This window comes from Bradyrhizobium iriomotense (assembly GCF_030160715.1).
GTDB classification, from domain to species: Bacteria; Pseudomonadota; Alphaproteobacteria; order Rhizobiales; family Xanthobacteraceae; genus Bradyrhizobium; species Bradyrhizobium iriomotense.
This window is the reverse complement of the sequence record NZ_BSOW01000005.1, coordinates 48,275-61,150: the sequence shown is the minus strand read 5'-3', so window position 1 is coordinate 61,150 and position 12,876 is coordinate 48,275. Positions and strand designations below refer to the sequence as shown.

12 protein-coding genes are annotated in these 12,876 nt (G+C 63.0%); 3 read left to right on the top strand and 9 right to left on the bottom strand.

Annotated elements, in window-relative coordinates:
* Positions 1-9: 9 nt before the first annotated feature.
* Complete coding sequence (locus QQL28_RS08885; RefSeq protein ID WP_284263777.1) at positions 10-459, bottom strand: DsrE family protein; 450 nt, start codon at positions 457-459, stop codon at positions 10-12.
* A 130-nt stretch (positions 460-589) separates the two neighbouring features.
* Positions 590-1,192 (bottom strand): hypothetical protein, encoded by a 603-nt coding sequence (locus QQL28_RS08880; protein WP_284263775.1) that lies wholly within the window; start codon positions 1,190-1,192, stop codon positions 590-592.
* Positions 1,193-1,336: 144 nt separating this feature from the next.
* On the opposite strand from QQL28_RS08880, the gene QQL28_RS08875 reads away from it, so the two are divergent.
* The 3 genes from QQL28_RS08875 (at position 1,337) to QQL28_RS08865 (ending at position 4,603) form a co-directional block, all read left to right on the top strand.
* On the top strand, positions 1,337-2,371 hold the full coding sequence (locus tag QQL28_RS08875) for an ABC transporter substrate-binding protein (protein WP_284263773.1): 1,035 nt from the start codon (positions 1,337-1,339) through the stop codon (positions 2,369-2,371).
* Between the two features lie 241 nt (positions 2,372-2,612).
* On the top strand, positions 2,613-4,160 hold the full coding sequence (locus QQL28_RS08870) for an SUMF1/EgtB/PvdO family nonheme iron enzyme (protein WP_284263771.1): 1,548 nt from the start codon (positions 2,613-2,615) through the stop codon (positions 4,158-4,160).
* Between the two features lie 17 nt (positions 4,161-4,177).
* On the top strand, positions 4,178-4,603 hold the full coding sequence (locus QQL28_RS08865) for a DUF4399 domain-containing protein (RefSeq protein WP_284263769.1): 426 nt from the start codon (positions 4,178-4,180) through the stop codon (positions 4,601-4,603).
* A gap of 153 nt (positions 4,604-4,756) precedes the next feature.
* Here QQL28_RS08865 and QQL28_RS08860 read toward each other — a convergent pair whose 3' ends face one another.
* From QQL28_RS08860 to pqqD, 7 genes are all read right to left on the bottom strand, one after another.
* Positions 4,757-5,812, bottom strand: coding sequence for a 2-oxoacid:ferredoxin oxidoreductase subunit beta (locus tag QQL28_RS08860; protein WP_284263766.1), 1,056 nt, complete (start codon positions 5,810-5,812; stop codon positions 4,757-4,759).
* Entirely contained in the window at positions 5,809-7,656 is a 1,848-nt protein-coding gene (locus QQL28_RS08855; RefSeq protein ID WP_284263764.1) for a 2-oxoacid:acceptor oxidoreductase subunit alpha, read from the bottom strand. Before QQL28_RS08855 ends, QQL28_RS08860 begins: the two co-directional genes overlap by 4 nt.
* On the bottom strand, positions 7,626-9,425 hold the full coding sequence (locus QQL28_RS08850; RefSeq protein WP_284263760.1) for an FAD-dependent oxidoreductase: 1,800 nt from the start codon (positions 9,423-9,425) through the stop codon (positions 7,626-7,628). Before QQL28_RS08850 ends, QQL28_RS08855 begins: the two co-directional genes overlap by 31 nt.
* A gap of 238 nt (positions 9,426-9,663) precedes the next feature.
* The gene (locus QQL28_RS08845; RefSeq protein ID WP_284263758.1) at positions 9,664-10,341 is read right to left on the bottom strand and encodes a DUF4286 family protein; all 678 of its coding nucleotides are present in this window, start codon (positions 10,339-10,341) and stop codon (positions 9,664-9,666) included.
* A gap of 13 nt (positions 10,342-10,354) precedes the next feature.
* Positions 10,355-11,353 carry a prolyl aminopeptidase gene (gene pip / locus QQL28_RS08840; RefSeq protein ID WP_284263756.1) on the bottom strand — a complete coding sequence of 333 codons (999 nt, stop codon included), beginning with the start codon at positions 11,351-11,353 and terminating at the stop codon, positions 10,355-10,357.
* Positions 11,343-12,560 (bottom strand): pyrroloquinoline quinone biosynthesis protein PqqE, encoded by a 1,218-nt coding sequence (pqqE, locus tag QQL28_RS08835; RefSeq protein ID WP_284263754.1) that lies wholly within the window; start codon positions 12,558-12,560, stop codon positions 11,343-11,345. The genes pip and pqqE overlap by 11 nt, the downstream gene beginning before the upstream one ends.
* Positions 12,557-12,868 carry a pyrroloquinoline quinone biosynthesis peptide chaperone PqqD gene (gene pqqD / locus QQL28_RS08830; protein ID WP_284263751.1) on the bottom strand — a complete coding sequence of 104 codons (312 nt, stop codon included), beginning with the start codon at positions 12,866-12,868 and terminating at the stop codon, positions 12,557-12,559. Before pqqD ends, pqqE begins: the two co-directional genes overlap by 4 nt.
* Positions 12,869-12,876: the final 8 nt, after the last annotated feature.

Genomic DNA, 12,876 nt, shown 5'->3' with positions numbered 1-12,876 from the left:
GCATCGGCCTTAAGGCCTCAGATACAGATATCCCTGCGATTGCAGCTCCGCGAGGCGGACTACGCCGCCTTTTTCTGCGCTGACGAAGCCGGGCAAGAGATCCTTCAGCGTGATGTTCTGCGCCTTCATGGTGTTGCCGCAGGCGGCGAGCTCCACGCCGTCCTTGGAGAAATCGCCGACGCGCTTGCTGACGTCGGGATTGGCCCGCGTCCGGTGAAACGCCTTGAGCGCCGGCCCATGGATGACGAGCGCGATCGTCACGTGCTCGGGACCACCGACGCCGTCGATGTGGTTCTGGATGTTGCCGAGCACGAAATTGACCTTCTCGGCATCGCTCAAATGGTAGACGACCTTCAGTCTGTCCGCTGGTGTCGGTTCGGTCGTGGCCTTGGCGCGCGCCGCGGCGAAGGCAGCGCCCAAAGCCGATGCTGCGCTCCACAAAATATTACGTCGGTTCATGACGGCTCTCCCTAGAGCATGATCCGGAAAAGTGCGAAGCGGTTTTCCTCAAAGATCATGCTCAAACAACAATCTAAAGCGCAATGACGATTCATCCCAATCTCATCGCGCTTTAGTTCGTCCGAACCCATCACTTGTGGCGAAGCGCAGCGAGTTCCTTGCGGTCGGTCACGAGCGAGGCGCACTCGCTCGTGTCGGCGCGATCGAGTCGGAAAATCTTGTCGTCGGCGCCGGCGACCAGCGATTCCTCGGCGTCGTCGTCAAGCTTGTTGTTCTGCCAGACCTTGACGCGCTCGAGCCGGACGATCGCCGATTTGTCGTCCTTGGACAGCGCGATCCCGATGCCGCCGCCGTCGCAATCGACGCCGCAGCCGAAGCGGACCTCGTCGCCATTGTCCTGAAACAGCGCGTGGCCGCAGGAGCCGGAGGTGTCGAATTCGCCCGAGCGGTGCCGGTATCGGAAGCCGAGGCGGAAGGCGTAGTGCAGCTCCTTGTCCTCCTTCTCGTACTCGGCCGAGACCAGCAACTTCATGGAGGCAACCTTCTGCTTCGGATGGCGAGCCAGATGGTCGGCATCGTAGCGGCGGACGAAGCAGGCATAGGCCTTGTGGCCAGGCGCGCCGGCAAACATTCGCGCGTCGAAAGCATCGGACTGGGCCTTGGTGGCCTCTTGGGCATGGCCGGTGCCGCCGAGAGCGGCGAGGGTGAGGGCGACGAGGAGGGGAAGTCTCATGTCTGGTCCCGAACGCTTCGAAGCGATGAGGTGTCCGGCTGGGCGGCCGGAGGGGGTATTTGGCGGTTAGTCGCACCTCGGGCGGGCTGCGTTCACCTGCCCGGGGCTGGCCCGCCTGCATTTGCCTATCCCATGGATGGCAGAATGCTGGTACACGCGCGTGATGCATTCGGCTTTTGCCAATCCGGGCCGCGCATGATCCGGCGTGCCTTCATCCGCGCAATCGCGCTCCTTGCGGCCGCGCCATGGCTTGCGGCGAACGCCCAGCCGGTGCCGCGCAGGAGGCTCGTCGGCATGGTCTCCTCGTTTAGCGAGCAGCAATTGCTGCCGCTCCGCGCCGCGCTCCTGGACCGGCTGCGCGAGCTCGGCTGGCGCGAGGGCGACAATCTGGAGTTCGACCTGCGGCTGGCCAAACCAATGTCATCCTCCCTGTCGGAGGCTTCGGCTTCGTTGGTGCAACGGCAGCCGGACCTGCTGATCGCACAGGGAAGTCCCACGCTCGAGGCCATGCGCAAGTACTCGGGCGCCATACCCGTCGTATTCCTGTTGGTGGCCGATCCTGTCGAGCTCGGCGTGGTGGCATCCTTGTCACATCCCGGAGGAAGCCTCACCGGCTTCACGAATTTCGAACTCGCGGTCGGGGGAAAATGGGTCGATCTGTTGAAGGCCGTCGACACGACGATCGAGCGCATCGTCCTGATTGCCAATCCTGACAACAACACCAGCGCGCCGTTCGCGCGCCAGATCGAGAGCGACGGACGCGAAACCGGCGTTAACGTGCAGACGATCTATGTCGGCGATGCCGGCGAGATCGAGCGCGCCATTCGCGGCGCCGGTGGTTTGCCCAGGGCCGGGCTGATGACGCTCCCCGACTCCCTGCCGATCCTGCATCAGGACCTGATCGTCAGCTTGACCAATGAGCTGCGCATTCCCAGCATCCATCCGTTCCGCAGCTTTCCGACAAGCGGCGCGCTGATGTCGTACGGGCTGGATTTCCCGGAGTTGTTCCGCGAGGTCGCTTCCTATGCGGACAGGATTCTCCGCGGAACGAAGCCGGCCGATCTTCCGGTGCAGGCGCCGACAAAATTCGAGCTTGTCATCAATTTGAAGACGGCGAAGCTGTTGGGGATCGAGGTGCCGCCGGCACTGCTTGCGAGCGCCGACGAGGCCATCGAGTAGGCGAGCTCTCGCTTGGCGCGACGCAGTTCCGTTGCGAGCTTTAGTCGCTCGCGACGCCGGGAAAGTTCAAGATGCCTGGCGGCATTTCGGCTGGAACCCGATCACCGATACTTCGCGAGAAGATCCGACCCGGTCGCGCTTTGCTTGTCCCTCGCACGCGATGTGATAGCCTATACATGCACGCAGCGCTTTTTCGCGTCGAACGTGCAAGCCACCATTTGCAAGTTTGTGGAGCCCAGCAATGGGAGAAATTCGCAACTTCAAATCGGGGAATCAGGGTGAGCGGCCGCCGCATGGGGCGGTGCCTCGTCGCCTCGCCGCTATCATCGTCGGTGACATCGCGTCCTATAGCCGCTTGATGCAGGCCGACGAGGAAGGCACGCATGTCCGCGTCAAGCGGATCGAGCGCGATCTCATCCAGCCCAGCATCGTCGAGCATCATGGAAGTCTGGTGAAGACGACGGGCGATGGCTTCATTGCCATTTTCGATAGTCCCGTTGAGGCCGTTCGATGCAGCATCGTCATCCAGCAGAACCTCGTCGGCCGTAACGCCTCCCTTCCGAAGGATTCGCGGATCGAATACCGCATTGGCGTCAATCTCGGCGACGTCATCGTCGAGTCGGACGACATCTACGGTGACGGCGTCAATATTGCGACGCGCATCGAAGGGATTGCCGAGCCTGGTCAGGTCTTCATCTCAGGCGCGATCTACGAGCAGATCAAGCACAAGGTGGTGTGCGGCTACGAGTCGCTCGGGGACCGCAAGGTCAAGAACATCACCGATCCCGTGCGCGTCTATCGCGTACTGCCGGACGCTGACGCCGTCAGCAGGACCAGAGGCCGGCGCGAGAACATCCTGATATTTTTTCTGAGCCTCGCTTTGTTGGTGATCGCTGGCTACGTGCTTTGGTACATGCTTGCACAGCCAGGCAGCCAGGTGGGGCAACACGCCGCCGCTCCCCCGGCCGTGGCGCCGACGGCATCTCCGACGCCGGCCGAACCCGGTTCGACAGCGCCGGCGCCGCAGGTCGCCCCTGCGGCCTCTCCGTCGCCCACAGCAGTGCCGTCGCCCGCGGCTTTGCCTTCACTGGTCCCGCTGCCGTCCACGGCGTCGATCCGGGAGCCGGAAATGGTCGCGATCCGCGCCGGCAGTCTCGCGATGGGCAGCATCGATGACCCGACGGAAAGGCCGGTTCACCAGGTGGCGATCAAACCGTTTGCAATCGGGAAATATCCCGTGACCGTTCGTGAGTGGAACGAATGTGCGGCGGCGAAGGCTTGCGGATTTACCGCGATCGGAAAGGACGACGCCCCCGTCACGAATGTGAGCTGGACGGACGCGCAGCAATATGCGGTCTGGCTCGCGCAGGCGACAAAGAAGCCGTACCGGCTTCCGAGCGAAGCCGAATGGGAGTATGCCGCCCGCGGTGGGACCCAGACAAAATACTGGTGGGGCGACAAGCTGCAACCGGGCATGGCGGCTTGCAAGGATTGCGGAGACGTCTCGGCCGATCAGCCGGTCAAGGTCGGTAGCTTCAAGCCCAATCCCTTTGGGCTCTACGACATGGGAGGCGGCGTCGATCAGTGGGTCGCGGATTGCTGGCACAAGAACTACCAGGGCGCCCCGGCCGACGGCTCGGCCTGGATCGGCGCAGACTGCACATCGCATGTTCTGCGCTCGGGGTCCTGGAAGAACGACGCGCGATATGTACGACCGGCGAACCGCGACAGCTACGATACCAATGTTCGCTATCCGACCCACGGCTTGCGCATAGCGCTTGGTCCGTGAGCGCGGAAGGAGATGCGATGAAAATCGTCTGCTGCCTCGCGCTTTCGGCGCTGCTTGTATTGTCCTCCAGCGCAGCCTATTCGCAAGGCAAGCCGGCACCGAAGGACGCAAGGCTTTATTTCATCACGCCGCATGATGGTCAAAAGATCAGGGGCGGATTCTGGGTCCGGTTCGGCTTGCGCAACATGGGCGTGACGCATGCCGGCGACGACTATCAGAATAGCGGCCATCATCATCTGCTGATCGACGTCAACGACCCAATCGACCCCAAGGAGCCGATTCCGCAGGACAAGTCGCATCTTCATTTTGGAGCGGGGCAGACCGAGACCTTTCTCGAGCTGCCACCAGGCACCCACACGCTTCAGCTGGTGCTGGGCGATGCGAAGCACTATCCGTTCGATCCGCCCATTGTCTCGAGCAAGGTCAGCGTTCGGATCAGATAGGATTTCGTCCGATCTGTCGGCTAAAACCGCGGCACACTTTGCCGGATGGTCCTTAAAGCGCGATGAATTTTGGTTGAATCGTCATCGCGCTTTAGCTCCTTGTTTGAGCACGATCTTTTCGGAAAACCGCTGCACACTTTTCCGGATCGTGCTCTAGCGCAGGCTGGCGTTGATCTTGTCCAGTACGGCCGAGCCCGGGCAGAGATCGTCGGCCTCCAGCCTGTTCAGCGGCGTCTCGACCGTGTCGAGATGCTCGTGCAAATCCTCCGCGTCCGGATCGACATAGAGCAACCCCGTGACGATCTGCCCCTTGGCGGCGTGCTTCTGGAGGAAGGTCATCGCGCCGAGCCGGTCATGCGGATCGTAGTCGGCATCGATCTTGCGCAGCGCGATCTTGCTGCCGTCATGCTGCTCGACGACCTGCACGGAGCCGGGCGCGTAGTCGACGCTGATCGGGTCGCGGCCGACCAGCACGTCGAGCCGGTTCACGGCGTCATTGTGTTCTCGGACATAGTCAAAGCTCTTGGTCGAGCCGGCGTGGTTGTTGAAGGCGATGCAGGGGCTGATCACATCGATGAAGGACGCGCCCTTGTGGCGGATCGCTGCTGCGATCAGCGGCACGAGCTGGGCCTTGTCGCCGGAGAAGCTGCGCGCGACGAAGGTGGCCCCGAGTTGCAGCGCGATCGCGACGAGGTCGATGGCGTTGTCGGTGTTGGTGACGCCCTTCTTGGACTTCGAGCCGCGGTCGGCGGTCGCCGAGAACTGGCCCTTGGTCAGGCCGTAGACGCCGTTGTTCTCGACGATGTAAGTCATGTTGACCGCGCGGCGGATCGAATGCGCGAACTGGCCGAAGCCGATCGAGGCGGAATCGCCGTCGCCGGAGACGCCGAGATAGATCAGGTCGCGATTGGCGAGGTTGGCGCCGGTCAAGACCGACGGCATGCGGCCGTGCACGGAATTGAAGCCGTGCGAATTGCCGAGGAAATAGTCCGGCGTCTTCGACGAGCAGCCGATGCCGGAGATCTTCGCCACCCGGTGTGGCTCGATTGACAGCTCATAGCAGGCCTCGATGATCGAGGCGGTGATCGAGTCGTGGCCGCAGCCGGCGCACAGCGTCGAGATCTTGCCTTCGTAGTCGCGATGCGTGTAGCCGAGCTCGTTCTTCTTCAGGCCTGGGTGATGAAATTTCGGCTTTGCAATATAGGTCATGACACGGCCTTGCGGAGCGGGGTCACCTTGAGGTGATCCTGGTGGTCGCCAATGGCTTTTGCAATGAAGCGGGCGGTGATCGGCGAGCCGTCGTAATGCACGATCGGTACGAGGCGCACCGGATCGATGCCGTTCTCGTTGACGATGAGCTGACGGAGCTGGCTGTCGCGGTTCTGCTCGACGACGTAGACGAAATCGTGCTCGGCGAGGAAGCTCGCCACGCTCGAATGGAACGGGAAGGCGCGGATGCGCAACCGGTCGAGCTGATGCCCGCGCGCCTCCAAAAGGCCGATCGCCTCGTCCATCGCCGGTGCCGTGGAGCCGAAATAGATCACGCCATATTTGGTCGGCCGTTCCGCATTGGCCTGGAGCGGCCGCGGCACGAGATCCTGCGCGGTCTCGAACTTGCGCACCAGGCGCTGCATGTTGTCGGCATAGACCGTGCCTTCCTCGGAGTAGCGCGCATAGCGGTCGCGCGAGGTGCCGCGGGTGAAATAGGAGCCCTTGGTCGGATGCGCGCCGGGATAGGTGCGGTAGGGGATGCCGTCACCGTCGACGTCGAGATAGCGGCCGAAGTCGCGACCCTCTTCCAGCATCTCCGCGGTCATTACCTTGCCGCGGTCATACTGCCGCGCGTCGTCCCATTTCAGCGGACGGCAAAGGCGATGGTTCATGCCGATATCGAGATCGAGCATCAGGAAGATCGTGGTCTGAAGCCGCTCGGCGAGATCGAACGCGGCCGCCGCGAACTCGAACGCCTCGGCAGGATCTTCCGGGAACAGCAGCACATGCTTGGTATCGCCATGCGAGGCATAGGCGCAGGCGATGATGTCGCATTGCTGCGTGCGGGTCGGCATGCCCGTCGAGGGGCCGGCGCGCTGGATGTTCATGATCACTGCCGGAATCTCGGCGAAATATGAGAGGCCGATGAACTCCGTCATCAGCGAGATGCCGGGCCCCGAGGTCGCGGTGAAAGCTCGCGCGCCGTTCCAGGAGGCGCCGATCACGATGCCGATGGAGGCAAGCTCGTCCTCGCCCTGCACGATCGCGTATTTCGCCTTGCCGGTCGCAGCATCGTGCCGGTACTTCTTGCAGTGGCTGGTGAAGGCTTCCGCAACGGACGAGGACGGCGTGATCGGATACCAGGCGCACACCGTCGCGCCGCCATAAACCGCGCCGAGCGCCGCGGCACTGTTGCCCTCGATGAAGATGCGGTCGCCGACCTTGTCGGACTTCTTGACCCGCAGCCCGGTCGGACATTTCAGATTCTGCAATGCCCAGTCGCGACCGAGATGCAGCGCGTGGATGTTGGAGGAGAGCAGCTTCTCCTTGCCCTTGTACTGCTCGCCGATCAGCTGCTCGATCAGCTTGGGATCCATGTCGAGCAGCGCCGCGAGCGCGCCGAGATAGATGATGTTCTTGAACAGCTGGCGCTGGCGCGGATCGGTGTAGGTGGAGTTGGCGATCGCGGTCAGGGGAACGCCGATCACGGTGATGTCGTCGCGGAATTTCGTCGACGGCATCGGCTTGGTGGAATCGTAGAACAGGTAGCCGCCGGGCTCGATGCCGGCGACGTCCTTGTCCCAGGTCTGCGGGTTCATCGCCACCATCATGTCGACGCCGCCGCGGGCGCCGAGATGGCCGGATTCCGTCACCCGCACCTCATACCAGGTCGGCAGGCCCTGGATGTTGGAGGGGAAGATGTTGCGGGGGGAGACCGGCACGCCGTGGCGCAGGATCGCGCGGGCAAACAGCTCGTTGGCCGAAGCCGAGCCCGAGCCGTTGACGTTGGCGAAGCGGACGACGAAGTCGTTTACGCTGCTGATCGGCTTTTTGTCGGACATGATGATCCTGCGTGAGTCATATCGATGAGGTATTTCTGCATGTCCCAGGCGCCGGTGGGGCAGCGCTCGGCGCAGAGCCCGCAATGCAGGCAAACGTCCTCGTCCTTCACCATCACGCGCCCAGTCTTGAGATCGCCTGAGACGTAGAGGGCCTGGTCGGGATGCGGCGAGGGCGCCTTCAGGCGCTGGCGCAGATCGACCTCCTCGCCGTTCTCCGTGAAGGTGATGCAATCCATCGGACAGATGTCGACACAGGCATCGCACTCGATGCACAGCGAGGTCGAGAATACGGTCTGCACGTCGCAGTTCAGGCAGCGATGCGCTTCGCCGAGCGCGAGCTTGACGTCGTAGCCGAGCTCGACCTCGGCACGGATGTCCTTCAGGGCCACAACCTTGTCGCGGTGCGGCACCTTGAAGCGCTTCTCAGGCGAGATGTCGTTGTCATAGCTCCATTCGTGGATGCCCATCTTCTGCGAGGTGACGTGCACCTCCGGCAGCGGGCGCTCATTGATGTCCTCGCCCGAGAGTAACCTGTGGATCGACAGCGCGGCGTCGTGGCCGTGCGCGACAGCCCAGATGATGTTCTTCGGTCCGAAGGCTGCGTCGCCACCGAAGAAGACCTTTGGGTTGGTCGAGACGAAGGTCTTGGGATCGACCTTCGGCATGTTCCATTTGTCGAACTCGATGCCGCAGTCGCGCTCGATCCAGGGAAACGCGTTCTCCTGGCCGACCGCGACCAGCACGTCGTCGCAGGGGATGGTCTGGTCGGGTTCGCCCGAGGGCACCAGGCTGCGACGGCCCTTGGCGTCATATTCCGCCTTCACCTTTTGGAAAGTGACGCCGATGAGCTTGCCGGCCACATGCTTGAACGCCACCGGCACCATGTAGTTGAGGATCGGGATATCCTCGTGAATGGCGTCTTCCTTTTCCCAGGGGCTCGCCTTCATCTCCTCGAAGCCGGAACGCACGATCACCTTGACGTCCTCGCCGCCAAGGCGGCGCGCGGTGCGGCAGCAATCCATCGCGGTGTTACCGCCGCCGAGCACGATGACGCGTCGGCCTATCTTGTTGGTATGACCGAACGAGACGGAAGACAGCCAGTCGATGCCGATGTGGATATTCGCGGCTGCCTCTTTGCGGCCGGGAATGTCGAGCTCGCGGCCGCGCGGTGCGCCCGAGCCGACGAAGATGGCGTCGTACTTGTCGGCGAGCAGCGCCGTCATGCTCTCGATGCGGTGACCGCCTTTGAATTCGACGCCGAGATCGAGGATGTAGCCGGTCTCCTCGTCGATCACCGAGTTGGGCAGCCGGAATTTCGGGATCTGTGATCGCATCATGCCGCCGGCTTCGGGATCGGCATCGAACACGGTGCAGTGATAGCCGAGTGGCGCGAGATCGCGCGCCACGGTCAGCGACGCGGGGCCGCCGCCGACCAGCGCGATGCGCTTTCCGTTCTTCGGCGAGGGACGCGGCAGGCGCTGCTTGATGTCATCCTTGAAATCGGCTGCGACGCGCTTCAGGCGGCAGATCGCCACCGGAGTTTCCTCGACGCGTCCGCGGCGGCACGCCGGTTCGCATGGACGATCGCAGGTGCGTCCCAGAATTCCGGGAAACACGTTCGATTTCCAATTGATCATATAGGCGTCGCTGTAGCGGCCTTGTGCGATCAGACGGATGTATTCGGGAACCGGAGTGTGCGCAGGACAGGCCCACTGGCAATCGACTACCTTGTGAAAGTAGTCGGGGGCCGCGATATCGGTCGGTTTCATTCCTACCCTGTCCGCGCAGGCCCAAAGACCCGGCGGCCTTCTTGAGCTTGGCGAACGCTATGTCGCGTTCATCTGGTTTTCAAATTGGATCATAGGCTTACCTTATTAGAGCCATTCCGAGGCGCGCACAAAGCCAAATTTGCGCGTTGTCCAGCTTTCATAGGAGCTGCGCGCACATAGCATTAACAGCCGCGCATTCTATGCGGCGGTGCAGCATCTCGTGATGCGTGTGATGATGTCAGCCGGGTGCGATGTCGCTCTTCGCAAGATCCCACATCAGGCAGTAGGTGCCGACGGAGACGGGAAGCGAGGACGATGATGCTGCAGGGCCGGTGAAGCGTTCGGCAATCACGGCAGAGACCGCGCTGACACGCGTGCCGTCGATCAGCACGAACCAGTCGTTGGCGCCCGGACTTCGCACCGATGGAATCTCCGCCGTCGGGCCGGAAAGCTCTGCATCGCTCTCCAGCAGATGCATGGAGATGATGCCGTCGTATTTTTCCGGCGTGAGCTTTTCCCGCAATGCATCACGCAACCGTCCGGCATTGTCTTGCGTCGGGCGCAGTCGCACCACGCCGAGCGCGACGCCGCGTCCGGTGCCGTTGCTGACGGTGATGCGCGCCACTACGCGGATCATGTTTTCAAAGCGCGCCATGGTCTGGCGCGACCAGTTGGTCGGGGTTGCAAGCCGCGCCCGATAAGCGGGACTGTCGAGCACGTCGAGCGTCGCAGTCGAATACAGGCAGAGATATCTGGGGCTGGCAGCGTGCGCGACATAGCGCCGCGCTTCCAGAAAACCGTCGATCGCAACGCGCTCCGCAAGATGCTCGCGATCATACCAGCGGTTGAAATCGGCCTCATGTTCCGCGTCGATATTCATCGACGTCAGCAGCATGCCCTTCCCGGCGAGCGGCATTCTTCTTGTCCCTTTATCGCGCGGCTTTCGAGCCGAGGTCCGCGATCGCCTTCATCACGGCGTCCCTGACGCCGGGATCATAGAGCGAATGCCCGGCCTCTTCCACGATGCGGATCTCGGAACCCGGCCAAACTTTCGCGAGCGTCCAAGATGTCTCAGGCGGGCACAACAGATCATAGCGGCCCTGGATGATGATGCCGTGAATGTCGGCGAGCTTGCCGGCATTTCGCAGGAGCTGATCCGGCGCCATGAAGCAGTCGTTGATGAAGTAGTGCGCTTCCATGAACGGCGTCGCGGGCAGCGTGCGCCACACGTTGAGCGTGGCGAGATCGAGCCGCGTGCGCGCCGGCTTGTGTTCGGACAGGGTGCGCTCGGTGTCGTGCCAGGCACGCGCGGCGGGGCCATGCATGTCAGGATCGGGATCGAGAATGCGGCGCCAATAGGCCTCGATCGGCCGCTCTCGTTCCTCGGTCGACAGCAGGCTCAAAAAGTCCTCGTTGAGCGCGGGATAGAATTGCGGTAGCCGCGACGTGAAGCCGGTCTCGACCTCCGCTCGTGTGCCGAGAAAGGTTGCGCGCAGCACGATTCCCGAAACCCGCTCGGGATGCGCTTCCGCGTAGGCCAGCGCCAGCGTCGCGCCCCAGGAGCCGCCGATCACCATCCAGCGTTCGAAACCGAACTTTTGGCGGATCAACTCCATGTCAGCGATGAGATGCTGCGTGGTGTTGTGCTCGCGCGAGCCCTTCGGCCGGCTGCGGCCGGCGCCGCGCTGGTCGAACAGCACGGCATGAAAGCGTTCGGGATCGAAAAGCCGGCGATGGTCGGGCTGGCAGCCGCTGCCGGGACCGCCATGCAGATAGACGGCTGGGATGCCGTCGGCGCGGCCGACGCTTTCGACATAGATCTCATGGCCGTCGGAGACGGCAAGCATTTCGGAGGTCAGCGGCGCGAAGTGATCGGCTCGCTTGACCGATTCCTTGGCTAATTTGGCCGCGTCGGCGTCAGGCGCCATGCTTGCCGGACTCCCCAGGGTCGGGCTCTAAAGTGCCACCGGCAAAGTTGCGGTAGAGGAAGCGGTTGGTCTCGCCTTCGGCTTCGCGCTCGGCCTGCTTGAAGATGGTCTCGTGCAGCGGCGACAGCGCGCAGGCCGGATCGGTATTGGCCGCATCGCCCGTCAGTGCAAAGGCCTGGCAGCGGCAGCCGCCGAAATCGATCTCGCGGAATTCGCAGGTCTTGCACGGCTCCTTCATCCAGCCGGTGCCGCGATAGCGGTTGAAGGCGTCCGAGTTCTGCCAGATCCAGGCGATGGAATGATTGGAGCGTACGGACTCGAAGTCGAGCCCGGTGATGCTCTCGGCCGCATGGCAGGGCAGCACCTTGCCGGCGGGCGAGATGTTGAAGAATTGCCGGCCCCACCCGCCCATGCACTTTTTCGGCCGCAACGCATAATAATCCGGCACGACGTAGTCGATCGCGAGCGTGCCCTTGAGGCGCTCGCGCGCCTCCTCGACGATGCGTGTGGTCTCGTCGAGCTGCGCGACCGTCGGCATGAGCGCGGCGCGGTTCTTCAGCGCCCAGCCATAATACTGGACGTTGGCGACCTCGAGCCGGTCGGCGTCGAGATCGATCGCCATCTGGATGATGTCGGCAAGCTGGTGCAGGTTCTGGCGGTGCATCACCGCGTTCACCGTGAGCGGGAGATCGAGCTCGCGCGTCCACTTGGCGACTTCGATCTTCTTGTGATGCGCGCCCCTGTAGCCGGCGACGCGATCGGCGGCGATGTCTTCGGTGCCCTGAAAACTGACCTGCACGTGGCAGAGGCCGGCATCCGCGAGCTCGCTCAGCCTGTCGCGCGTCAGCAGCACGGCCGAGGTGATCAAATTGGTATAAAGGCCCGCGTCGCTCGCATGCTTGATGAGCTCGACGAGGTCTTTCCGCGCAGTCGGCTCGCCGCCGGAGAAATGGACCTGGAGCACGCCGATCTCGGCGAGCTCGGTCAAGACCTTCTTCCACTCCTCGGTCGTGAGCTCCTTGCCGGCGCGATCGAGCTCGACCGGGTTGGAGCAATAGGGGCATTGCAGCGGGCAGCGATGCGTGACTTCCAGCAGGACGGCGAGTGGAATGCCAAACGTCTCCGCCGTCGAGCGCTGCTTTTCGAGCACAGCGAGGCTGTCGCTCGCATCAGGGGGGATGGCCGGATTGCCGAGCACGTCGCTCATGACGTCTTCTCCCGGGCTTCGGTCAAGAAGCCCTTGTCCGCAAGGTCCTGCAACATGGCGATCACGTCAGTCAGGATCGCATCGCGCGGCGCAGCATACTTCGCGGCGAGCTGGTCAGCCACATCGCCGACGTGGCGGATGCCGTCGCAGAGCTGCAGGACCTCGACGGCGATCTCGTCGGGCGCCAGCACCCGCTCCGGCGCCAGGATCACCCAGACCCTGCGCGTCTCGTCGTATTTCAGCTTGGCATGCCGCGGCAGCACGGGCCGGCTCGCCTCGCTGACGCTGATGTGACGCGGCCCGGCCATCGCTTGTT

What these genes read in the sequence shown, in the direction of transcription:
- QQL28_RS08885 (WP_284263777.1), bottom strand. Translation starts at nt 459, where the DNA reads ATGAACCGACGTAATATTTTGTGGAGCGCAGCATCGGCTTTGGGCGCT.
- QQL28_RS08880 (WP_284263775.1), bottom strand. Translation starts at nt 1,192, where the DNA reads ATGAGACTTCCCCTCCTCGTCGCCCTCACCCTCGCCGCTCTCGGCGGC.
- QQL28_RS08875 (WP_284263773.1), top strand. Translation starts at nt 1,337, where the DNA reads ATGCTGGTACACGCGCGTGATGCATTCGGCTTTTGCCAATCCGGGCCG.
- QQL28_RS08870 (WP_284263771.1), top strand. Translation starts at nt 2,613, where the DNA reads ATGGGAGAAATTCGCAACTTCAAATCGGGGAATCAGGGTGAGCGGCCG.
- QQL28_RS08865 (WP_284263769.1), top strand. Translation starts at nt 4,178, where the DNA reads ATGAAAATCGTCTGCTGCCTCGCGCTTTCGGCGCTGCTTGTATTGTCC.
- QQL28_RS08860 (WP_284263766.1), bottom strand. Translation starts at nt 5,812, where the DNA reads ATGACCTATATTGCAAAGCCGAAATTTCATCACCCAGGCCTGAAGAAG.
- QQL28_RS08855 (WP_284263764.1), bottom strand. Translation starts at nt 7,656, where the DNA reads ATGTCCGACAAAAAGCCGATCAGCAGCGTAAACGACTTCGTCGTCCGC.
- QQL28_RS08850 (WP_284263760.1), bottom strand. Translation starts at nt 9,425, where the DNA reads ATGAAACCGACCGATATCGCGGCCCCCGACTACTTTCACAAGGTAGTC.
- QQL28_RS08845 (WP_284263758.1), bottom strand. Translation starts at nt 10,341, where the DNA reads ATGCCGCTCGCCGGGAAGGGCATGCTGCTGACGTCGATGAATATCGAC.
- pip (WP_284263756.1), bottom strand. Translation starts at nt 11,353, where the DNA reads ATGGCGCCTGACGCCGACGCGGCCAAATTAGCCAAGGAATCGGTCAAG.
- pqqE (WP_284263754.1), bottom strand. Translation starts at nt 12,560, where the DNA reads ATGAGCGACGTGCTCGGCAATCCGGCCATCCCCCCTGATGCGAGCGAC.
- pqqD (WP_284263751.1), bottom strand. Translation starts at nt 12,868, where the DNA reads ATGGCCGGGCCGCGTCACATCAGCGTCAGCGAGGCGAGCCGGCCCGTG.